The sequence below is a fragment of the Aeromonas ichthyocola genome, assembly GCF_046087985.1.
Lineage (GTDB): Bacteria > Pseudomonadota > Gammaproteobacteria > Enterobacterales > Aeromonadaceae > Aeromonas > Aeromonas rivipollensis.
Genome location: NZ_JBJSWH010000003.1, coordinates 231,566 through 253,880, shown reverse-complemented (window position 1 = coordinate 253,880; position 22,315 = coordinate 231,566). Strand labels below are relative to the sequence as shown.

The window sequence follows — 22,315 nt, the reverse complement described above, 5'->3', positions numbered from 1 at the left end:
CGTTTTTTCATAAGTAACAAGGAACAAACATGGCACTTTTGACATTGCACGGCGCTTGTCTGTCGTTCAGTGATTTCCCGCTGCTCGACAATGCCGAGCTGACCATAGAGCGTGGCGAGCGCCTCTGTCTGGTGGGGCGCAACGGGGCGGGCAAGTCCACCCTGATGAAGGTCATCGCCGGTGAGCTCTCCCTGGATGACGGCCGTCTGGTGTTGCAGCAGGACTTGAAGGTGACCCGTCTCGAGCAGGATCCTCCCGCCTCGAGCGAGCTGACCGTGTTCGACTATGCCGCCGAAGGGCTGGCCGGGGTGGGGGAGCTGCTCAAGCAGTATCACCACATCTCCCTGGAGCTGGGCCACGATCCCTCCGATGCCAACATCCGCAAGATGAGCGAGTTGCAGGAGCAGCTCGATTATCAGAACGGCTGGCAGCTCGAGACTCGCATCAGCCAGGTGTTGACCCTGCTGGGGCTGGATCCCGACGTGACCCTCGACAGTTTATCTGGTGGCTGGCTGCGCAAGGTGGCCCTGGCCCGTGCGCTCGCCTGTGACCCGGATCTGCTGCTGCTGGACGAGCCGACCAACCACCTGGACATAGACGCCATCAACTGGCTGGAAGAGTTCCTCAAGGATTTTCGCGGCGCCATCGTCTTCATCTCCCACGATCGGGAATTCATTCACAAGCTGGCGACCCGGATCATCGATCTCGATCGGGGCGCCATCACCTCCTGGCCCGGCAATTACGATCAGTACCTGCAAGGGAAGGAGGAGTGGCTGCGGGTCGAGGAGCTGAAAAACGCCGAGTTCGACCGCAAGCTGGCCCAGGAAGAGGTGTGGGTGCGTCAGGGCATCAAGGCCCGCCGTACCCGCAACGAAGGCCGGGTGCGCGCCCTCGAGGCGATGCGCATGGAGCGCAGCCAGCGCCGCGAGCTGCAGGGCAAGGCCAAGCTGCAGATGGACGACGTCAACCGCTCCGGCAAGCTGGTGTTCGAAACCGAAGGGCTCGGCCTGGACTTTGGCGATCGCACCCTGTTCCAGGGGCTGGATCTGCAAGTGCTGCGGGGCGACAAGATTGCCCTGGTCGGCCCCAACGGCTGCGGCAAATCGACCCTCATCAAGCTCTTGCTGGGTCAGCTCGAGCCGAGCCGCGGGCTGGTCAAGGGCGGCACCAACCTGGAAGTCGCCTATTTCGATCAGTACCGCGAACAGCTCGATCCCGAGCAGACAGTGGTGGACAACGTGGGGGAGGGCAAGCAGGAAGTGATGGTGCGCGGCCGTTCCCGCCATATCCTCGGCTACCTGCAGGACTTCCTGTTTGAACCCAAACGGGCGCGGACCCCGGTCAAGGCCTTGTCAGGGGGCGAGAAAAACCGTCTACTGTTGGCCAAGCTGTTCCTCAAACCCAGTAACTTGTTGATTTTGGATGAACCAACCAACGACCTGGATGTCGAAACGCTGGAACTTTTGGAAGAGCTGCTGACCGATTATCCGGGCACCCTGCTGCTGGTCAGCCACGATCGCCGTTTCATCGACAATACGGTGACCGGCTGCTGGCTGTTTGAAGGGGATGGGCGGATCAGCGATTATGTGGGCGGCTATGCCGACATGATGGCCACCCGGGCCCAGCAGAGTCAGCAACAGGCGACCAGGGCGGCCGCGGCCAAGGTGGCAGAGCCTGTCGCGTTGGCGGCGGAGCCGGCGAAAAAAACACGCAAACTCTCTTACAAGTTGCAACTGGAGCTGGATAATCTGCCAGCCCGGCTGGAGCAGCTGGAAACGGAACTCGATGCCCTGCAGGCGGAGATCAACCATCCCGGCTTCTTCTCCCTGCCGGCGGAGCAGACCCAGTCCAAATTGGATGCATTGCATGCGGCAGAGGCCGCATTGGAACACGCCTTCTCCCGTTGGGAGGAGTTGGAAGCGTTGAAACATCAAGACTAAGGAAGTAGATGAAAAAGCAATTATCCATGCTGGCCATCCTGGTCGGCGCCAGCCTCAACGCGCAGGCGGCACAAAGCTCCTTCTTCACCATTGTCGATGACGAAGTCAAAGGATATGCCAGCGGGATCAGTACCGATGGCAGCGGACTCATCGGGATCAACACCAAGAACAACATGGCCGAGTACTTCTCGACCGTGCGTTCTGCCGACTTCCTGGTCGATCGTTTCCGCTTCGAGCAGGGTTGCTTCCTTTCAAGCTCCGTCTGTGACTCCTTCTGGGACGAGAATCCGGGCTTTGCCTACCAGTGGCGCCGCGATTTCCTCGATGGTGTCGATCAGCGCAGCGGCATCGGCTATGTTGCCACCACTCAGACCGATGGCCTGGTAACGGCCCTGGGGGATGCCCCGACCGATCGGGCGGGTTACAAGATGGACGGCAAGCTGCGCACCGCCTTTGCCATCATCAATGACGGTAACCCGGTCGAGCTGAAAGATGCCGCCGGCACCCACAGCCTGAGCGTCCCGACCAGCATCAAGAAGCTGGACAACGGTCAGTACCTGGTGACAGGGACAGCCGCCAGCGGCAAGTACCGCCACAACGTGGGCGGTGACTTCTATAACTGGTGTTTCGCTGGCAATGACGATGAATATGGTGACTTCCGTTACTGCCCCGGGGTCGATACCCAGGCCAGCTTCTGGCTGCTCAATAGCTCGGGTGGTTTCAACAAGCTGATTCAGGCCAGCGACTATGGCCGTCAGCGCGACGAAGTGCTGCAGACCGCCTCCGCATTCGATGCGGCGACATTCAACGGCACCCTGTACGGCGTGGGCTACAGCTCCACCGGTGAGGTAGGGTCGGGGGATCTCGACGGCCGCAACCTGGCCAGCTACTGGACCCTGGACCTCGATGCCGGCACAGTGGGGGCCACCAAGATCATCCCGCTGCCCGATGGCGAGCCTGGCAAGGATGACAGCGTGCTGCAAAATAGCTGGGCTGTGTCTGTCAACGAGAATGGCTATGTGATCGGTAACCAACGTTACAGCATCAACAAGGGTCAGAACCGGCCGACCGAGATGTTCCTGTTCAATCTGAACAATCCGAGCTCTGCGGCCAGCATCCCCCTGCAGGACAAGCCGCTCTCTGGCTCCGGTTCAGAAGGCGCTGCCATCAACGATCACAACATGGTGGTCGGCTGGCGTGACTCCCGTCATCAGACCCAGCCTGTGGCCAACGGCACCAACCGCATGCAGGAAGCCTTCCTGCTCAATGCGGCGTCCCCGAGCAACAACTGGTACCTGAACGATCTGATCTGTGGTCTGGATGATGCCGGTGCCAAGCAGTGTGCCCAGAATGGCAAGTATTACCACATCGCCTACGCCAGCGGCATCAGCAGTGATGGCACCATAGCCGCCACCGCCTATCGCTACAATAGCGAGAGCGATCTGAACCTGCGCACCAACGCGACCGTGGTCGCCGTCAAGCTGACACCGGCCGTGGCGGACTATCAGGGCAACAAGCCCGCTGAATATGTGGTGAGCAATCCCCCGGTCAACAACCAGACCGGTCAGGATGGTGAAGATGGTGGTGGTGGCAGCCTGTTCTGGTTGACTCTGCTGGCCTTGCCCTTCGCCTGGCTGCGCCGTTACCAGCGATAAAAAATGTGTCATCAAAAATTAATGCAGTTCAGTATCTTGTGTCACAACGTCTGAATAGCATGGAATTTTTTGTTTGACCCTGCTTCCCCCCTGGGGTAAAGATGAAAGCGACCCGGTGAAAACTTGGTCGCTTTTTTGTTCCACGAAGAGGGTCGTAGATGATGAAGAGACAGAAACGGGACCGTCTGGAAAGAGCACGCGCTCGTGGTTATCAGGCTGGCGTAGTCGGCAAACAGAAAGAAGCGTGTCCGTACCAATGCCTGGATGCCAGAGGGCACTGGCTTGGTGGTTGGCGCGACGCCATGGAGGGGCGAGGCTCAGGCCTCTTCATGAAGTAACCGAGACTTCATCACTCATTGCAAAAAGGAAAGGGGCCATAGCGGCCCCTTTACGTTGTCACTCTCTGACCGGGTCAGAGCAGATCAGAATGCGGTGGTGTCTTTGAACAGGCCCACTTTCAGGTCGGTCGCACTGTAGATGGGACGACCATCCACCTCGACCACGCCGTCGGCAATGCCCATCACCAGCTTGCGGTTGATGACGCGCTTGAAGGTGATCTTGTAGGTCACTTTCTTGGCGGTCGGCAGGATCTGACCGGTGAATTTCACCTCGCCTACGCCCAGAGCGCGTCCCTTGCCCGGACCGCCTTTCCAGCCCAGGAAGAAACCGACCAGCTGCCACATGGCATCCAGACCCAGACAGCCCGGCATGACGGGATCGCCAGGGAAATGGCAGTCGAAGAACCAGAGATCCGGAGTGATATCGAGTTCGGCCAGGATTTCGCCTTTGCCGTGTTCGCCACCGTTGTCAGTGATCTTGACGATGCGATCCATCATCAGCATGTTGGGGGCGGGCAGTTGGCTGTTACCCTCACCAAATAATTCGCCACGGCTGCAGGCAAGCAGCTCTTCACGGGTAAACGACTCTTTACCTTGTTCACACAGGGAGAGGTGGGTATTAGTGGTGTCGTTATCTAGGGTCACGCTGTTTATCCTTCATATGGGTCAAAGCCGGGCCAATTTAGCTTACAGTTGTTCGCTAAACAACTCCGATCACTTTATTTAGAGGCCGAATAGACGGCCCAGCAGGTTGCGCAGCACGCCACTCTTGGGTGCAGTGCCATTGAGTTCATCCAGTCTGTCCTGGATCCGGCCAAACAGGGTGTCCGGCATGTCTGGCTCGCCGGCCACACAGCCGGTCAGCAATTCGATGGCCTCTTCCACATGATCCACCGGGTGGATATGGAACTGGCCCGCTTCGACGGCGGCAATCACCTCATCGGAGAGGTTGAGCTGCTGGGCGTTGGTACCGGGCAAAATGATGCCTTGCTTGCCGGTGATGCCATGGATCTTGCACACCCGGAAGAAGCCTTCGATCTTCTCGTTCACGCCACCCACAGCTTGCACGTTGCCGAACTGATCGACAGCGCCGGTCACCGCGAAGCGCTGGGAGATGGGTTGGCGGGCGAGGGCAGAGAGCAGGGCGCACAGACCGGTCAGAGAGGCGCTGTCGCCGTCAATCTCGTGATAGGACTGCTCGAACACCAGGTTTGCCGAGAGCGGCGAGGGGTTCTCTGCGCCGAACTTGTTGGAGAGATAGCCGTGGATGATCATCATCGCCTTGGCATGAATGTGGCCGGCGAGCTCTGCCTTGCGCTCGATATCGGCCACATCGCCATCCCCCAGATGCACTGTGGCGGTCAATCGCACCGGTTCACCAAAGTCATAAGGATGACCGGCTACCTGAATGACGGAGAGGCCGTTGATCTGGCCGACCTCTTCACCGTCGGTCTGCAGCAGGATCTGGCCATCGATGACCCCCTGATCGGATTGCTCCACCAGGTAGTTGAGGCGGTAATCCTGCTCCTCCAGGGCGAGCAGTATGTGCTCGTCGGTCACCTTCTCCGCCTCGAGCTCGCGGGCCAGGCTGTCGGCCATGCGCATGATGGCGCTGAGTTGCACCTCCGAGAGGGAGAGCCACTCCTGATGGTCACAGAGACGGCTGGCATGGCGACACAGGGCGAGGAGGGCACCCGGAGTGAAGTCCAGCAGGTTCCAGCGCAGCCGCAGCCAGGCCAGGTATTGCAAGAACTCGGGCAAGTCCTCTTCGATGTTCACCTCGGACACCAGATCGGCGCGCAGGAAGATGCGCTCGGACATGTCTCTGTCCAGCATCTGGAACTCGGCCACTTCCAGCCGGTCGCCCACCAGGATCAGTTTGAACCGGATAGGCGTAGCCTCGGGGGTGAAGAAGGGGGTCAGGGTCTTGCCTTCCTGATAGGCATTCCAGTCCAGCTCGCCTTTTTGCATGGCGTTCTTGAGCTTGAACCAGAGATGGGGCTGATCGAGCAGCTCGTCGAGTTGCAGGATGAGATAGCCGCCGTTGGCTTCCCGCAGCAGGCCCGGCTCCAGCAAGTGCTGGTTGGCATAGACGGAGCCTTGCTCCGTCTGATAGTTGATGGAGCCAAACAGGGTGTCCCAGTTCAGGTCCCGGCCATAGATGACGGGGGCTTGCTGCTCTTCGTGATGGATCAGCAGGTTGATGAGCACCGGGTGCTGGAATTCGAGACCTTGGGCCACGTGCGCCGCCAGATCGGAGAGAAAGTCCACGATCTTGGGGTCATTTTCCTGCTTGCGGATGATGCGGGTGACCAGGCGCTCGGCATCCAGGTGATGGCTCATCAGCTTGAGCAGCTCGCCAACCATCTCGCAGAATTCGAACCCGGTACCGGGTTGCAGGCGCAGCCAGATAGGCTTGAACGGGTTGTTGAGGTTCTCGGTGTAACAGAGATCGAAAAGGTCGCCATCCTTGCCATTGGAAGAGGCGATCAAGGTCTGGCAGACACTCTCATAATCCGCACCCGGGAAGCCGTTGAGCAGCATGACCGGGCAGTCACCATCAAAACTGGCCAGTCGCTTGATGCCGGAAATGGCTCTGGGTTGCAGGGCGGCAAAAGGGATGGGTTCGAGCTCGCTGAGCGTGGGGAACTGCTCAATCGTGAAAGCGGGTTTTAATTGTTCTGATGTTAATTCAGCCACTTAAGACATCCGGTCGGGGATAGGATCAATTGTTTCCATTATACACAGTTCAATTGGCGGTAACAGGAAACAAGCATACATAATTTAACATAATATACATTATGCGCGGTCTGTATGAAGGCGATTGGCGGGCATATTTTCCCGCAATATAACGTTTGGCAGATACGCTGGGTAGCAACTTTGCGCAGTCTGCACACGGACACTCATTCATGCAGGCGATCCAGCGGCTTATGGTTGGCACTCTCGTGGCGTTCGCTGTTGCCGGTGTGCAGGTATTTGGAGGTGGTGTCTATGCTGTCGTGTCCCGCGTCTGCCTGTACGTGTGACAGTGGCCGGCCATGCAGGTTGATGTCGTGGGTGATGCCGGTATGGCGAATGGAATGCGGCGTCAGATTGCGCATCTCGGCGGCATCCTGGGCAAAGCCATCTTGCTCGGCCAGGCTGGCCGCTTGCTCGAAGACAGCAATCACCAGATCCCGCAGTTGGCGGATCCCGAGATTGGCGTTGAGCTCGCCTTGCTCCCGGCCATGGGCCGCCGCCTTGTGGCGCACGAAGAGCGGCGTCTGTTCGCCCGGGGCTGGCAGCGGCGAGAGCCCAAGAAAGGTGCGATAACGTGCCAGTGCATCCAACAAGGCCTGGGAGACGGCCACGGTGCGGCGTTTGCCGCCCTTGCTGCGTGGTATGTCATAGCCCCAGACGCCGGTCTTGCTGTCGCGGCGAAACTGGCTCATGACGGGGCTGAAGCCCGGTCTGGCCGCCACCTCGGAGATACGCAGATAGCAGGCGTACATGAGGCAGATGAGAAACCGGCTGCGCTCATGCTGGGCCGGGCATTCGGTTGCCAGCAGCTCGGCGGCCTGCATCACATAGGACCATTGCAATTCGGTAAAGGACTGGGCCTCTTCACCGGCATCCTGGCTGTCCGGCCGTTTCACCCGTTGCAGCAGGAGCGCTGGATTGCGGTCCATGTACTCCTCCTGGATCAGGAACTGGAAGAAGGCCGACAGTATGGCGAGCTTGGTCTTCATCGCCTGCTCGCTCAGACGGTATGGCAGCTCGCGGCCCAGCTCCCGCTTGCCGAGAAACGGTCGCCACAAGGGGTTGGGCAAGCGCTCTCCCCACTCCTTGTCGAGCACGAACTGGGCCACGTTTCGGTATGCGATAAGCCCTTGTGGCGGAGCCTGGCAGTAGTCGAGGTAGCGCATCATGATGCGCCTGGTGAGATCCTTGGGACTGATGGCCACCTCGCAGAAACACCAATGCAGGAAGGTGGTCAGCTCGCTGCGGTAGGTCTTGTAGTTGTTCTCGCTGTGGCGTTGCTCCAGCAGCCAGTCGACGGCCAGCTCATAGACGAGGCCGGCATCGGGTACATTGCCCAGGCTGAGAGTGGCCAGATACTGGTTGACCTGGGGATTGCCCGCCTCCAGATGGAGCAGATTATCGAACAACGGCATGGCGGGTGGCAGTGACGGATGAGTCATGATGGTGCTTGTGAGTCTTGTTGTGTGAAGCTGGCTCGGCGCCGCGCAATCCTGATGCCGATAAATGGGGTTATCGGCATCAGGGGATGCCAGATGGCCCGGGGATGAGTCGTCAAGGCTTCCCTGGCGGACCGCGGACACTATGGTATATGGTGTTTATTCAATGACTATGCAGTCTTGTTGGAAATTTCTCGGGGTAAATAGCGACAAAAATGACTGGAAATGGACTCTTCTTGAATATTGTGGGGCGGGAGCCAGGGCTGGACGCCCTGCCCCGCCCTTATTCTGTCAGGCCACGCTCTTGAGAGATTTACCCTTGGGCTTCTCGGCGTCCACCTTCTCTTCCTTGGGGCTGATCCCCTGCCCCTTGCCACCGCGCAGCACGTTTTGCAGCAGATCCCGCTGCTCGGCCAGGTAAAAGGCGAGGCTCTCCTGCTGCTCGGGTGCCAGCTGAACCGGTGCCCCGGCCAGCAGCGTCATCAGTTCATCGGCGGTATCCAGCAGCTTGTCATAGGCATCCGCCTCTTTCTTGCTGGCAAAGGTCATCTTCTCCACTCCCCCACGCACGACAACATACTTGATCTCAACGGCCATAGTGGCGTCCTCCTCATGATAGTGACTGCAAGTATATGTATGAATATACAGTGTTGCAAATAACACTCAGGATCCGCCACCGCGCCCATCACCGCATCAGCTCCCCCTGGTCCGGCAACCGTGTTCAGTGTTTCTCTCTATGGCCCAGCGGGTTGGCCGCCAGGCCATCTTTTCTTGGCCAGAGGTTTCGCTCCGGCAAGACAGCGAGGGCGATTTAGGGTAAATTTTATCAATTCCTTCAACAGGTTGAATCGTATGTCGGATCCCCACTCCGTGATCGTCTGCCCGGCGTGTGACTTGCTGATCGAACGCAAGCTGCTGCCCCTGCGTCGTCACGCCCATTGTCCGCGCTGTCACCAGCATCTCTATGGGCGCTATGCTTTTCGTCCTTCCCAGCTGATGGCCCTCACCATCACGGGCTTCCTGCTGCTCCCCTCCGCCTTCTTCGAGCCCCTGCTCTACCTGCGCCTGGCCGGGGTCAACTCCGATGCCAACCTGCTCAAAGGCATTCTGATGCTGTTTGAGGAGGGGGAACTCTGGGTGGCGAGCCTGGTGCTCTGGTGCGCCGTGCTGGCGCCGGCGGGGTTGCTGCTCGGCATCTTTGCGCTTGCCTCCGGCCTTGCCAAACGCTGGCACATGCTGGCCCCGACGCTCAAGGCCGTGGAGGTGTTCCGGCACTGGGCCATGCTGGAGGTCTACATCGTCAGCCTGATGGTCGCCCTGTTCAAGCTGATCGACATCGCCGACGTGCGTCTGGGGGGCGGTCTGCTCAGCCTGGGGATATTGATGCTGCTCAACATGACGCTGCTCATTCTCTTCGACCCCGCCCCCTACTGGGAGCGGATACCGCTGCACAACGCCTCGCAGGAGCCGGATCATGATACCGACCAGCGCCCGTGAACTCGGGCTCTGCCGCTGCCACACCTGCGGCCTGCTGGTGCGCTACCAAAGTGCCATGAGCTGCCCTCGCTGCCACAGCCCCCTGCAGATGCGGATCCCCCGTTCGCTCGCCTGGTCATGGGGCCTGCTGGCGCTCGCCACCTTCATGCTGCTGCCCGCCAATCTGCTGCCCATCACCCACTTCTACAACAAGGGATTACTGCAGTCCGATACCATTTTCAGCGGTATCATGGCGCTCTATCGCAGCAAGATGTCGGGCATCGCCACCATAGTGCTGACCGCGAGCATCATAGTCCCCATCGGCAAGATACTGGGGCTGGGCTGGATCTGCTGGCAGTTGCAACGGGCCAAGCCGGTACGCCGCAAACGCCAGCTTTTGATGTATCGCATCATCGACTTTCATCGGCCGCTGGTCGATGCTGGACCTGTTTGTCATTTCGCTGATGGTGGCGCTGGTCGATCGCGGCGTCATGCTGAGCGTCCGGGCCGGCCCCGGTGCCACCGCCTTTGCCGGTGTGGTGGTGCTGACCATGATGTCAGCCCGCATGCTGGATACCCGGTTACTGTGGGATAAGGCGGCCCGTTGATGCCTGTTCTCTTTTCTGTATCTGATGTGCTGTTTAATCCAGCCAATAAGGAGTCGGTATGATCGGGGCTGAACCCGTCATTGAAAAGCGCCGCTGGTTATCGCCAGTCTGGTTGCTGCCCTTTATAGCCCTGCTGCTGGCGGGGGGCTTTCTCTATCAGCAGTTTGCCAGCAGTGGCCAACTTATTCGCATCAACTTCGCCCAGGGCAACGGTATTTTGCCGGGCAAAACCCAGATCCGTTATCAGGGGGTGGCCATCGGGGTGGTGCAGGAGCTGGAGCTGGCCGAGGATGGTCGCAAGATAGCGGTGATGGCCAAGATAGACAGCCGGGCCCGCCACTGATCCGCAAAGGGTCAGCCTTCTGGCTGGTGAGCCCCAAGGCATCGCTGACCGAGATCTCCGGTCTCGATACCCTGGTCTCCGGCAACTACATCAACCTGCAACCCGGGCGTGACAACAATCCGCTGGAGGAGAGTTCGATGCGCTGGAGGGCCCTCCCCCCGGCTATCAGGCTCAGGGGCGGATGCTGCACCTGACCGCCGACTCGCTGGGCTCGGTCGGCATCGGCGCCAAACTCTATTTTCCGCGGCATCGAAGTGGGCAGCGTCATCAATACCCGCCTTGGCGAGACAACCAGAACGTGTCCTGGATCTGGTGATCGAGCCTCGTTTCGAACATCTGATCAAAGCCGATACCCGCTTCTGGAACATCAGCGGCATCAAGGGCTCCTTCAGTCTGGCCGGGGTCAACGTGGAGGCGGGCAGTCTCACCTCCATCCTGAGCGGCGGCATCGCCTTCGACTCTCCCCAAAGCCTCTCCAGAGCCGAGAAAGGGCAAATTTTACCCTCTACAAAGGGCTGGCCGAGGCGGCCCGCGGCGAGCGCATCGATATCCTGGCGGGCGATCTGCCCATCAAGGAGGGGATGCCCATCCTCTATGAAGGGATCGAAATTGGCCGCATCGACCCCATTCGCCTGACCGACAAGGGGCGGGTGGTGACGGCGCTGATCAATCCGGAGCAGGCATATCGCATTACCGACAAGAGCCGTCTGGTGTGGGAGAGCGTCTCCCTCTCGCTGACCGGTGTGCAACATGCGGATCGCCTGCTGGCGGGCCCGGCCATTCGCCTCGACTATGTGGCGGGCAAAAGGCGCGCCATGACGCTGACCGATCGCGCTCCCCAGGCGGCATCAAGGTGACGCTGCAGGCCGAGGATCTGGCCGGTTGAATCGAAGATGCGCCGGTCTGGTACAAGGGGCTGCAGGTGGGCCGGATCAGCCAGCTTACCCTGGATGGGCGCGGCAATGCCAGCGTCGCCCTGGTGATGAGCCCGTATCAGCCATCTGCTCAACCGAGCCCGTTTCTATCGCGCTGCGCCGCTGCAGATCGATGCCGATCTGAGCGGCATCAAGGTGGAAACCAGCCCGGCCAGCGCCTGGCTTGGCGGCGGCATCAAGCTGGTGCAGGCCCCAGCCGGCGAGCGGATCGACCGGCTCTACCCCAGCAGGAGCTGGCACTGCTCGGTACTCGTGATGCCAAGCCCCAGCGCTGGTTGTTGAAGGCCGATCAGGCTGATGGCATCGGCATCGGCTCCCCGTGCTCTATCTGGGGCTGGAAGCGGGCAAGGTCAAACAGCTGCGCGCCGCCAAAGAGGGGTGGAGATCGAGCTCGAGATTGATGGGTGTCTATGCCCCCTCCTCGCCCGCAGCAGACCGCAATTCTGGAAAAAGCCGGCCATCGATACCAAGGTGCGGGTGGATGGCGTGCAGGTCAAGGTGGGCAACCTCGGTACCCTGCTGCGCGGCGCCATCGAGTTCGACTATCTGGGTACCGGCCGCAGCAGCCATCAGCTGTTTGACAACAAGGAGCAGGCCAAGGCCAAGGTGCGCCCCTCTCCCTGGTGGCCGAGAGCAACCCGGGCTCGGGGTTGGCAGTCCGATCCGCTATCGCGGGGTCGATATCGGCAAGATTGAACAGATTGAGCTGGAGCCGACCCTGGGCAGGTGATCTTCAAGGCCGAGCTGGATGGCCACTATGCCGAGCGTTTCCTGCAATCCGGCGCCCGCTTTACCCTGGTGCAGGCCAAGCTGGGGCTGGGCGGTGTGGCCCACCTCGATACCCTGATCAAGGGGGCCTTTGTCGAGGCGAGCCCGGCAAGGGGCGGGCAAGATCGCTTCCCCCTGAGCCAGAGCGGCCCGGTGCCGGTCTGGCCCTGACCCTCAAGAGCCCCTCCGTCAATGGCCTGAGCGTTGGCAGCCCGCTGCTGTTTCGCAAGATGGTGGTGGGCAGCGTGACCAAGGTGGCGCTGGCCCGGGATGGCAGCGAGGTGGTGATCGACGTCAACGTGGAGCAGGAGTATGCCCATCTGGTGCGGGCCAACTGCCGCTTCTGGAACGTGTCCGGGGTCAAGGCCGACATCGGCCTGACTGGCGGCACCATAGAGGTGGAAACCGTGCAGAGTCTGCTGACCGGCGGCATCGCCTTCAACACCCCGGAGCGGGAGATGGGGCCGACCGTCAAGGCCGGCCACCACTACCCGCTCTATGGCAAGGCGGAGAAGGAGTGGCTGGAGTGGAGCCCACGCATCCAGCCCTGATGTTCCCCTGACCCTTTGACTCAAGCCCGGCCTGCATGCCGGGCTTGTTTATTTTTACCTGCTGCACCATTCAGAATATTCCGACCCCTGTGGTACTATGTCGCCCCTCTTTTGGGTCAGCGAGACGGCACTGTGCACGACAATACCTACCTTCCCGAACACTTCCTGCGTCATATCGCGGACATCATGCCGGCCCATCTCTCCATGGATGCGTTCGTGGCGAGCTGTCGGCGGCCGCTGCGGCGCAGCATCCGGGTCAACACCCTCAAGATCTCTGTGCCCGACTTCGTGACACGCATGGCGCCACTGGGCTGGCAGCTGGATCCCGTGCCCTGGTGCGAGACCGGCTTCTGGCTGACCCGTGCCGACGAGAGCGTGCCCCTTGGCAACAGCGCCGAGCACCTGTGCGGCCTCTTCTACATCCAGGAAGCGAGCTCCATGCTGCCGGTGACGGCGCTCTTTGCCAGCGAGCGGATAAAGCACGATGGCATGCTGCTGGATGCGGCGGCGGCGCCCGGCTCAAAGACCACCCAGGTAGCGGCCCTGATGGACAACCAGGGCATGCTGGTCGCCAATGAGTTTTCCAGCAGCCGGCTCAAGGTGCTGAGCGCCAATATCCAGCGCTGTGGCGTGACCAACGTGGGCATGACCCATTTCGATGCCAAGGTGTTTGGCCAGTGGTTGCCGGAAACCTTCGATGCCATCCTGCTCGATGCCCCCTGCTCCGGAGAAGGCACTGTGCGCAAGGATGAAGATGCCCTGCGCAACTGGAGTCTCGAGAGCATCGAGGAGATTGCCACTGTGCAACAAGGCCTGCTGGAGAGTGCCTTCCACGCCCTCAAACCCGGCGGCGTGCTGGTCTACTCCACCTGCACCCTGAGCCTGCAGGAGAATCAGGCGGTCTGTCAGTCCCTGCGAGACAAGTTCGGCGACGCCCTGAGTGTCGACTCCCTGGCCGACCTCTTCCCCGGTGCCGGGCAGGCCTGTACATACGAAGGATACCTGCACGTTTGGCCCCAGATCTTCGACAGCGAGGGCTTCTTCGTTGCCAGGATCAGCAAGCATCACTCAGTGCCCAATACCATGTTCAAGCCGGGCAAGCTCGGCAAATTCCCCTTCTCCCCGCTGCCGGCGAAAGAGGCCGAGCCCATGTTGCGCGAGATTGACGCCAATTTTGGGTGGCGCCGCAGGGTCAGCTGTTTGGCCGCAATGACGAGATCTGGCTCTTTCCTCAGCTGTTTGAACAGGTGCAGGGCAAGCTGCGCTTCGATCGCATCGGCATCAAGTTGGCCGAGACCTTCAAGAAAGGTTATCGCCTCACCCATGAGTGGGCGCTGGCCTATGGTGATAAAGCCAGCAAGGGCGTGGTCGAACTGGACAGCGCCAACGCGCGGGAATTCATGATGGGGCGGGACGTCTGGCCAGAGCAGGATGCTGGCGCTGGCGAGGTGATCGTCCGCTATCAGGGACATACCCTGGGTATGGGGAAATGGGTGGGTAGCCGGATCAAGAATGCCCTCCCCCGGGAGCTGGTGCGTGACAACAATCTGTTTGGTGCGTAAGCATAAGCTGAACGAGTCTGAAAACCACACTCTGGTTGAAATTTTTCGGATTCTTGAAAAGCCTTGAGCCTTGTCTAAGCTTAAGGCAATCCGGACACCAGTTAGCGCACGGCTCTGCAAGGAGCCAATTCCCCTATGCCAGGTACAAGGAATTCGTACCTGGCTCTTTTTATCTCTTCAACAGGAGCTCGTCCTGCCAACGCTTCATCGCTAGGCTTCTACAACAGCCTCTTCCACCAGAGTGGTGACTGTGTTTTCAAAAGAAGGCATCGTTGAGGTGGATAGAGACCTTATTCCTCAGTCTCTACCCAGCTCATGTTGATAGAGCAGATCGATCGCCTGCTCGATCATCGAGCCCCTTGATGCCTGACTGTCTTCGAGATGAAGACCCAGGGTGAGCCTGCCAATCGCTCGGCGTGGCGATTGCTGATCCAGCATTGCAGCCTGGTATGGGTCTCCTGCTTGCGTTTCACATGTTGGCGCTGCCGCTCGGCATTATTTTGCCGCCAACCGTTCGGTGGCGAGCCAGCATTCTTCTTGCGTTTTACATGCTCCTGTCATTTCCTGGCTCATATGTCCTTGCAATGCTCCATTGTCAGAAATTGTTATCTCTCACTGGTTACAGGACCAGTCATGCTTGAATTATCGCATTGGTGAGATTGCCCATGGGCTCTTTAACCTTGGCATCAGAAAAAAGCTGCTGGCACTGCGTATGGCAAAAATATATCATCAGATCAATCAGATATATTTAACATAAAAAACACCGTGACGCAGTTATGTCACAGCAAGCCTGCGAGGGCATGATCGGAGAACTTGTGCGCATCGTCGAAATACTCCTGCAGGGTACGCATGTCCTTGTGCCGTGTCACCTCGATGATCTTGTTCATGGGCTTGCCCGCGGTTACCGCCGAGGTGATGAAGCCTCGGCGCAGACTGTGGCCACTGACATAGAGATCATCTATGACCTGGCCGGTGCGGCGCTTTATCATCAGGTTGATGCCTTGTGGGCCCAGGGGCTCAGCGGTGAGCTGCCCCCAGCGGGTCATGCGGCGAAACAGCGGTCCCTGGCTTATGCGGCTTGCTTTCAACCAGCGGCTGAGGGCGGTTACCGGGCAATAGTGCTTGCCGGGAATGAGCGCTATCTCGGTTTCATGGAGTTGATGCTTGCTCGGTTTTAGGCGAAGGCGGATCCCCTGCCCCACGAAGTCGAGATCGCCCACCTCGATGCGAGCCGCCTCCGAACGGCGCAGGGCGCCGCTGAACATCAAGAGCAGCAAGGTGTGATCCCGTAGCCCCGCCAGGTTGGTGGTGTCTATCTCGTCGAGCACCCGGATCAGGGGTTGCAGGGTCAGGGCTCCCGTCTTGCGTTTACGGTTATCACCGAGGCGCACTATGCCCCGCATCATCTCCTTTATTTCCGCATGCTCGGTTGGCATGGGATGAATGCCCTTCTGCTTGAAGGCATAGCGGATACCGGCGAGCCGCCTCACCAGGGTGGCTGGTTTTCGAGGCTCCCCATTGCGTAGCTCCCCCTTCCCCTCCTCTTTATCCAGCCATACCCAGTCCGCCAATATGCCGTCGGCCTGATCCGCCAGAAAGTTCATGATGTCGTGATGACTGGTTTGCAGCGGATCCAGCCCATGCAACTGGCACCAGAATACGAAGATACGGGTATCTGCCTGATAGGCATTGAGGGTGGAATCCGCTTTTGCACTGCGCAGGAAACGCCGGGCACGACTATTGAGCGCAGGATCGAACACTGTCTGCAATGACTGATGAGCAGGTGGTGAAATGGTTGGATAGGCCACGTAAGTCTATGATTCGATATGGAGTTTAGGAGGATCTTACAGGATCTTACAGATCCATCAAGTAACGATAATGAATATTATCGATACTTATAGAGTATTGATTTAATACCTCCAACCTCCCGGGATTATGAGCAGGATCACTTCGTATCAGTCACTGGTGTTTTTCAGAAGATGAGTCCGAACCTGATATTTCGGTGAGAGATAACGATGTAGGTAATTGATATTGGTGGGGGTAATCAGGTTGATGATTTTAAATAAAGAGCCCCGACAGACGGGGCTCTTTATGACTATTTCTTCGCCATCTTGAATAGCTCAAAGAAATTGTGGCTGGTGGCCTCTGCCAATTCGGCCAAGGGTATCTGCCGCAGATCCGCAATAAATTGCGCGATGTCTCGCACGAAGGCGGGCTCGTTCTCCCTCCCCCGGTGAGGAACAGGAGCGAGATAAGGGGAGTCCGTCTCGATCAGCAATCGCTCCAGTGGCAATGCCTTGACCACGTCCTGCAAGGCCGTGGCATTCTTGAAGGTGGCTATCCCCGAGATGGAGATATAAAACCCCATCTCCATGGCGGCCTGAGCCATCTCGAGAGACTCGGTGAAACAGTGCAGCACGCCCCCCACCTGATCGGCTCCCTCCTCACGCATGATCTGCAAGGTGTCTTGTTGGGCATCCCGGGTGTGAATGATCAGGGGTTTGTTCAGGGCCCGGGCCACCCGGATGTGTTCCCGGAAGGAGGCTTGCTGTACCTCCTTGTTTTCCGGAGTAAAAGTAATCGAGACCGGTCTCGCCGATGGCGACCACTCTTTCGTCAGCAGCCTGCTCAGCAGCAAGGGGGCATCGACACCGGGTTCCTGATTGAGGGGATGTACCCCGCAAGAGGCAAATACCTGGGGATAGGGGGCGATCGCCTCGAGCATGGTCGGGAAATTGTGTTGGGTCACACTGACACAGAGAAAATATCCCACCTCCAGTTTCGCCGCCTTGGCCAGTACATCAGCCATGCTGGTCTGCTTGCTGCCATAGCTGAGGCGATCGAGGTGACAGTGGGAATCAACGAGTAACATATAAACCTTTCTGCTTGTCGTTCTATAACCAGCGACTGAGCCAGTTCATCAGATGGATGGTGGGATTGGAGAGCTGACCAGGCTGGCAGGCCGCTTTCAGGGCGAAACCAGACCTTGTTCTGCCTCCAGCAGTTTTTCGCTGGAGTGCTGCTCTGCCAACCGTGACTCAAGATGCAGCCAGATCCGGCATCGCCAGCTGATGGTGACCACATCCGGCCTGGGTTTTCAGAGCATCGCATAAGAAGAGCTGCAACCAGTGCAACCTGACCTGCGTCTCCTGACCAAGCTGGCTGCACAATGCTGTCGCCTTGCCCGGACTTTGACTCAGGGCGACAAACTGTTCCAGCAGTTCATGGCGAGTACCGTCCTGTTGCTGCTCGATATAGTCGAGTACCCGCAGCGGGGCCCCCTGACAGATCCGCACCTGAGCCAGAGTGGCCTGATGACCCTGCTCGGCCAACCAGCGCACCGTCTCCCCTTCCGCAGGCAACTGACAGACATGTTTGTGACAGCGACTGAGAATGGTCGGCAGCAGGCGGGAAACCTGGGAGGCGATCAGGAGCAGCAGGCTGTCGCCGGCCGGCTCTTCCAGGGTTTTCAGCAGGGCGTTGGCCGCCGATTCGGTCATCCGCTCCGCATCAGGAATGATCACCACCTTGCCACGGCCGAGCTGGGCAGAGCCCTGCAGCCGGGTGCAGATATCGCGGATCGCCTCGACCCCGATGGTCTTGCTGTCGCGACTTATGGTGCCGAGATCCGGGTGATGCCCTTGTCAAAAGCTGGCAGGAGTGGCAATGACCGCATGGCTCTCCGCGAGCCGGTTGCTGACAAAGATGCAGACGCGCCAACCGCTCGGCCAGCTGCTCCTTGCCAAGACCGGGATCGCCGAGCAACAACCAGGCGTGGCCCAGTCTACCGGCCTGGGCCGTCTGGCTCAGTGCCTGCCAGTCGGGGATCAACCAGGGATACATAGGCGTGCATCCAGCGCAGCTTCAATCGCCGCTTTTACCTGATCCGGGGTTTGCCCCGCATCGATCACCACAATGGAGTCATCCTTGGCCGCGAGTTCCAGGTAACGGGCGCGGGTGCGCTCGAAGAAGCTGAGCTGTTCCAGCTCGATGCGATCCAGCTCGCCGCGATGGCGGGCCCGCTGCAGACCGAGGGCGGGATCGATATCGAGGTAGAGGGTCAAATCCGGCTTGAAGTTGCCGAGCACCGCCTGCTTGATGGCGCCGATGAGCTGGGCATCGATACCGCGACCGCCCCCCTGATAGGCCTGGGAGGAGAGATCATGGCGATCACCCACCACCCAGATGCCCTCGGCCAGGGCCGGCTTGATCCGGGTCTCCACGAGTTGCACCCGGGAGGCATACATCAGCAGCAATTCGGCTTCTATGGTGAGGCGCTCGTCGTGCACCTCCTTGACGATGGCGCGCATCCGCTCCGCCAGGGGGGTGCCGCCCGGCTCACGGGTGCACTCGATCCTGTCGATACCATGGGCATGCAGATAGTCGGTCACATAGCGCACCGCGGAGCTCTTCCCTGCCCCTTCCAGTCCTTCAATCACGATAAATTTAGACATTAGGGTTTCTTCAATATGAATTCGCGAACCGCTCTATTGTGTTCATCGAGGGTCCTGGAGAAATAGTGGGCCCCGCCCCCCTTGGCGACGAAATAGAGATAGTCGGTCGACTTGGGGTTGAGCGCCGCCTCGATGGAGGCCTTGCCCGGCATGGCGATGGGGGTGGGCGGCAAACCATCGATCACATAGGTGTTGTAGGGATTCACATCGGTGAGATCGCTGCGGCGAATGTTGCCATCGTACCTGTCCTTCACCCCGTAGATGACGGTGGGATCTGTCTGCAGCTTCATGCCAAGACGTAGCCGATTGACGAACACGGAGGCGATCTGCGCCCGTTCGTCCGGCTGGCCCGTCTCTTTCTCGATGATAGAGGCCATGATGAGCGCCTCATAAGGCGTCTTGTAGGGCAGATTGGCCTGCCGCTTCTCCCAGCGCTCCTGCAGGAAGGCCTTCATGTCCTGATAGGCGCGGCGCAAGATTGAGAGATCGCTGGCATGGGTGGTATAGGCATAGGTTTCCGGCAGGAACCATCCCTCCAGCTTGCCATTCTCGATGCCAAGCTCCTGCGCCAGCTCAGTCTCGCTCTGCTCCACGGTCAGCCGCTCAAGATAAGGGGCGCTCGAGAGCTGCTTCAACCAGTCCTCGAAACGGGAACCCTCGACAAAGGTCAGGCTGAAGTGAAACTCCTTGCCGGAGGCAAACAGGGAGAGGGTCTCCTTGAGCGGGGCCCCTTCCTTGATCTCATAGGTACCCGACTTGATGGCAACCAGTTCGGGGTGGCCACGCAGCCAGAGCCGCACCGCCCAGGGGCTGGTTTCCCCCTCCCCCAGTTCGGCAATCAGGCGCGCCGCATGGGCGCCTTTTTCGACGGTAAAGAGGCGCGTCGGCCCCTTGTTGGTGAGCGTCTCCACCTGCTGCCATTTGTAATACACATAACCCCCGGCGACGGCAACGGTCAGGGCTGCCCCCGCGAGCAGGGTGTAGAGCCGATTAAACTTCAATGACCAAACGCTCCTGTAAACGGCGACTCAATACCGCTGGGGGATAGTGAATATCCTCAATGCCATTGACCGGCACCACCCCCATCAGGGTATTGGTGAGCCACACCTCTTCCGCCTGCCATAGTGACTCCAGCGGAGCCTCTACCACACGCAACTCAATACTCATCTGTTTCAGCATCGCCATCACCTGGCGCGCATGATGCCATCGACACCACCGCGGGCGAGATCGGGCGTAAACACCGTCTTGCCACGACGCCAAAACAGATTCGCACTGACCCCTTCAACCAGAAATCCACGACTGTTAAGCACTATCCCTTCGACTGCATTTCGGGCAAGTTCGCTTTTGAGCAATACCTGCTCCAGACGATTCAAGGGTCTTGAGCCCTGCCAGCATGGGCGCATCACCGATCCGCTGGCGGCACACCACCATCGATGCCCTCCTGTTGCCAGGCCAAGTAGTGGGAAATGGCGCCAGGTGACAATCCGGGTTGTGTGCTGACATCCGCTGCCGTCATAGCCCCGCCCCCCTCGCCGCGGGTCAGGATCACCTTGGCGACAGCCTGCATTGTCTGCAATCTGGCCACCATTGCGCAACCTCGGCGGCCAGACTATCCCAGTCATGGTTCAACCAATCCCAGCCGGTTGTTGGCCAGCTGCAACCGTGCCAGATGGGCAGACCACTGCAACACGCCTTGCCCTCCCTGACCGCCATGGTGGTGAAATGACCGTCACCATAGGCCAGCCCCCGATCCATGGGCCGAGATGGTATCAAGCTGCATTCCATTGATAAGCAAAGGGATCCCTCCGATAAAAAAGGCCCGATACGGTCGTATCGGGCCTTATCATTTCGCCCAAAGCGAATTATACGCGTTTGAAGATCAGGGAGCCATTGGTGCCGCCGAAACCAAACGAATTGGAAAGGGCATATTCAAACTGGCCGGGTTTGGCCACATGAGGCACCAGATCCAGATCGCACTCCTCATCCGGGTTGTCCAGGTTGATGGTGGGCGGTGCCACCTGATCGCGCAGGGCCAACACAGTGATGATCGCCTCGATAGCACCCGCCGCACCCAGCAGGTGACCGGTCATGGACTTGGTGGAGCTGATCATCAGGGCGCTGGCATGTGCGCCAAACACCTCTTTCATGCCACGTAGTTCAGCCACATCACCCAGCGGGGTGGAGGTGCCGTGGGCATTGATGTAACCGATCGCCTCCGGCGCTATGCCGGCATCCTTGATGGCATTCTTCATGGCGCGAGCGCCACCGTTGCCATCAGAGGGAGGCGCCGTCATGTGGTAGGCGTCGCCGCTCATGCCAAAACCAACCAGCTCGGCATAGATCTTGGCGCCACGGGCCTTGGCGTGTTCGTACTCTTCCAGCACCAGTACCCCGGCGCCATCACCCAGCACGAAACCGTCGCGATCCTTGTCCCAGGGACGACTCGCCTTTTGCGGTTCGTCGTTGCGGGTAGAGAGCGCCTTGGCCGCCGCAAAGCCGCCCATTCCCATGGGGGTGGAGGCTTTCTCGGTGCCACCGGCGACCATCACATCCGCATCACCGTAGGCGATCATCCGGCCAGCCATGCCGATGGCATGGGTACCCGTGGTGCAGGCCGTGGTCACGGCGATGTTCGGGCCTTGCAGCCCCTTCATGATGGAGAGATGACCGGACACCATATTGATGATGGTGGATGGCACGAAGAAGGGGCTCAGCTTGCGCGGGCCGCCGTTGATGAGGCTGCTGTGGTTCTGCTCGATGAGACCCAGGCCGCCGATGCCGGAGCCGATGGCCACGCCGACCCGCTCCGCATTCTCTTCGTTGATGACGAGGCCGGAATCATCCAGTGCCTGCACCCCCGCCGCCACGCCGTACTGGATGAAGAGATCCATCTTGCGGGCTTCTTTGCGGTTGATGCCGTATTGTTCGGGATCGAACTCTTTGACCAGGCCTGCGAAACGGGTCGCAAACTCGCTGGCATCAAAGTGATCGATGAGAGAAATGCCGCTCTGCCCGTTGAGCAGGGCTTGCCAGCTGGATTCGGCAGTGTTGCCCACAGGGGAAAGCATCCCCAGGCCGGTTACCACGACTCTGCGTTTTGACACTGAGCTAGTCTCCGAGAGGTATTTTGAAAGGGAGTAAACATAAAAGAAGCGGCCCTTGGGCCGCTTCTTTCAGAACAGGAACTTATTCCTGATTAGCGGTGATGTAGTCGATAGCCGCTTGAACAGTGGTGATCTTCTCGGCTTCTTCATCAGGAATTTCGGTATCGAATTCTTCTTCCAGCGCCATTACCAGTTCAACGGTATCCAAAGAGTCAGCGCCCAGGTCGTCGACGAAGGAGGCAGCGTTCTTGACGTCTTCCTCTTTAACACCCAGTTGTTCGATGATGATTTTCTTTACGCGTTCTTCGATGTTGCTCATGACCTGAATTTTCCTTTAAAAATACGCTATTGCGTCTGGTTGGGGTAGTGTATTCAATTGACGTGAGTTTGCAAGTGACTTGCC

At 59.2% G+C, this 22,315-nt stretch carries 14 protein-coding genes and 6 pseudogenes; 7 read left to right on the top strand and 13 right to left on the bottom strand.

All coding sequences use genetic code 11. The annotated features are described in order from the left end of the window. Positions 1 to 29 precede the first annotated feature (29 nt). From uup to rmf, 3 genes are all read left to right on the top strand, one after another. The gene (uup, locus tag ACF2JD_RS09925) at positions 30 to 1,940 is read left to right on the top strand and encodes an ATP-binding cassette ATPase Uup (protein WP_440987316.1); all 1,911 of its coding nucleotides are present in this window, start codon (positions 30 to 32) and stop codon (positions 1,938 to 1,940) included. An 8-nt stretch (positions 1,941 to 1,948) separates the two neighbouring features. Continuing rightward, positions 1,949 to 3,595 carry a DUF3466 family protein gene (locus ACF2JD_RS09920; protein WP_440987315.1) on the top strand — a complete coding sequence of 549 codons (1,647 nt, stop codon included), beginning with the start codon at positions 1,949 to 1,951 and terminating at the stop codon, positions 3,593 to 3,595. A gap of 158 nt (positions 3,596 to 3,753) precedes the next feature. Then, complete coding sequence (gene rmf, locus ACF2JD_RS09915; RefSeq protein ID WP_005315693.1) at positions 3,754 to 3,933, top strand: ribosome modulation factor; 180 nt, start codon at positions 3,754 to 3,756, stop codon at positions 3,931 to 3,933. Positions 3,934 to 4,017: 84 nt separating this feature from the next. On the opposite strand, the gene fabA is transcribed toward rmf, so the two are convergent. The 4 genes from fabA to ACF2JD_RS09895 all read right to left on the bottom strand — a co-directional run bounded on the left by fabA (position 4,018) and on the right by ACF2JD_RS09895 (position 8,708). Further along, the gene (gene fabA / locus ACF2JD_RS09910) at positions 4,018 to 4,578 is read right to left on the bottom strand and encodes a 3-hydroxyacyl-[acyl-carrier-protein] dehydratase FabA (protein WP_106886764.1); all 561 of its coding nucleotides are present in this window, start codon (positions 4,576 to 4,578) and stop codon (positions 4,018 to 4,020) included. Positions 4,579 to 4,656: 78 nt separating this feature from the next. Further along, on the bottom strand, positions 4,657 to 6,633 hold the full coding sequence (locus ACF2JD_RS09905) for a Lon protease family protein (protein WP_106886765.1): 1,977 nt from the start codon (positions 6,631 to 6,633) through the stop codon (positions 4,657 to 4,659). A 203-nt stretch (positions 6,634 to 6,836) separates the two neighbouring features. Then, complete coding sequence (locus tag ACF2JD_RS09900) at positions 6,837 to 8,114, bottom strand: tyrosine-type recombinase/integrase (protein WP_440987314.1); 1,278 nt, start codon at positions 8,112 to 8,114, stop codon at positions 6,837 to 6,839. Between the two features lie 288 nt (positions 8,115 to 8,402). After that, positions 8,403 to 8,708 carry a YebG family protein gene (locus ACF2JD_RS09895; RefSeq protein WP_106886777.1) on the bottom strand — a complete coding sequence of 102 codons (306 nt, stop codon included), beginning with the start codon at positions 8,706 to 8,708 and terminating at the stop codon, positions 8,403 to 8,405. 255 nt (positions 8,709 to 8,963) lie between these two features. Here ACF2JD_RS09895 and ACF2JD_RS09890 point away from each other — a divergent pair, with 255 nt between their 5' ends. From ACF2JD_RS09890 to rsmF, 4 genes and pseudogenes are all read left to right on the top strand, one after another. Then, positions 8,964 to 9,608: a paraquat-inducible protein A gene (locus ACF2JD_RS09890; RefSeq protein WP_106886778.1), complete on the top strand. Its 645-nt coding sequence runs from the start codon at positions 8,964 to 8,966 to the stop codon at positions 9,606 to 9,608. Continuing rightward, positions 9,586 to 10,195: pseudogene (locus ACF2JD_RS09885) on the top strand (paraquat-inducible protein A). The gene ACF2JD_RS09890 and the pseudogene ACF2JD_RS09885 overlap by 23 nt, the downstream one beginning before the upstream one ends. Positions 10,196 to 10,253: 58 nt before the next feature. Continuing rightward, positions 10,254 to 12,792, top strand: a pseudogene (locus ACF2JD_RS09880) (MlaD family protein). Between the two features lie 132 nt (positions 12,793 to 12,924). Then, a pseudogene (gene rsmF, locus ACF2JD_RS09875) lies at positions 12,925 to 14,354 on the top strand (16S rRNA (cytosine(1407)-C(5))-methyltransferase RsmF). Positions 14,355 to 14,564: 210 nt separating this feature from the next. On the opposite strand, the pseudogene ACF2JD_RS09870 reads toward rsmF, so the two are convergent. From ACF2JD_RS09870 to acpP, 9 genes and pseudogenes are all read right to left on the bottom strand, one after another. Beyond that, positions 14,565 to 14,827, bottom strand: a pseudogene (locus ACF2JD_RS09870) (RepB family protein). Positions 14,828 to 15,133: 306 nt separating this feature from the next. Continuing rightward, complete coding sequence (locus tag ACF2JD_RS09865) at positions 15,134 to 16,162, bottom strand: tyrosine-type recombinase/integrase (RefSeq protein WP_440987313.1); 1,029 nt, start codon at positions 16,160 to 16,162, stop codon at positions 15,134 to 15,136. Between the two features lie 287 nt (positions 16,163 to 16,449). Next, on the bottom strand, positions 16,450 to 17,226 hold the full coding sequence (locus tag ACF2JD_RS09860) for a YchF/TatD family DNA exonuclease (protein ID WP_440987312.1): 777 nt from the start codon (positions 17,224 to 17,226) through the stop codon (positions 16,450 to 16,452). 22 nt (positions 17,227 to 17,248) lie between these two features. After that, positions 17,249 to 18,197: pseudogene (holB, locus tag ACF2JD_RS09855) on the bottom strand (DNA polymerase III subunit delta'). After that, positions 18,182 to 18,808: a dTMP kinase gene (tmk, locus tag ACF2JD_RS09850; RefSeq protein ID WP_440987311.1), complete on the bottom strand. Its 627-nt coding sequence runs from the start codon at positions 18,806 to 18,808 to the stop codon at positions 18,182 to 18,184. Before tmk ends, holB begins: the two are co-directional and overlap by 16 nt. Then, positions 18,808 to 19,809, bottom strand: a complete 1,002-nt coding sequence (gene mltG / locus ACF2JD_RS09845) for an endolytic transglycosylase MltG (RefSeq protein ID WP_440987310.1) — start codon at positions 19,807 to 19,809, stop codon at positions 18,808 to 18,810. Before mltG ends, tmk begins: the two co-directional genes overlap by 1 nt. Continuing rightward, positions 19,799 to 20,603, bottom strand: a pseudogene (gene pabC, locus ACF2JD_RS09840) (aminodeoxychorismate lyase). The gene mltG and the pseudogene pabC overlap by 11 nt, the downstream one beginning before the upstream one ends. A gap of 67 nt (positions 20,604 to 20,670) precedes the next feature. Next, a complete protein-coding gene (gene fabF, locus ACF2JD_RS09835; RefSeq protein WP_440987309.1) occupies positions 20,671 to 21,912 on the bottom strand; it encodes a beta-ketoacyl-ACP synthase II in 1,242 nt (413 codons plus the stop codon). A gap of 82 nt (positions 21,913 to 21,994) precedes the next feature. Then, on the bottom strand, positions 21,995 to 22,231 hold the full coding sequence (acpP, locus tag ACF2JD_RS09830; protein WP_005300909.1) for an acyl carrier protein: 237 nt from the start codon (positions 22,229 to 22,231) through the stop codon (positions 21,995 to 21,997). Positions 22,232 to 22,315: the final 84 nt, after the last annotated feature.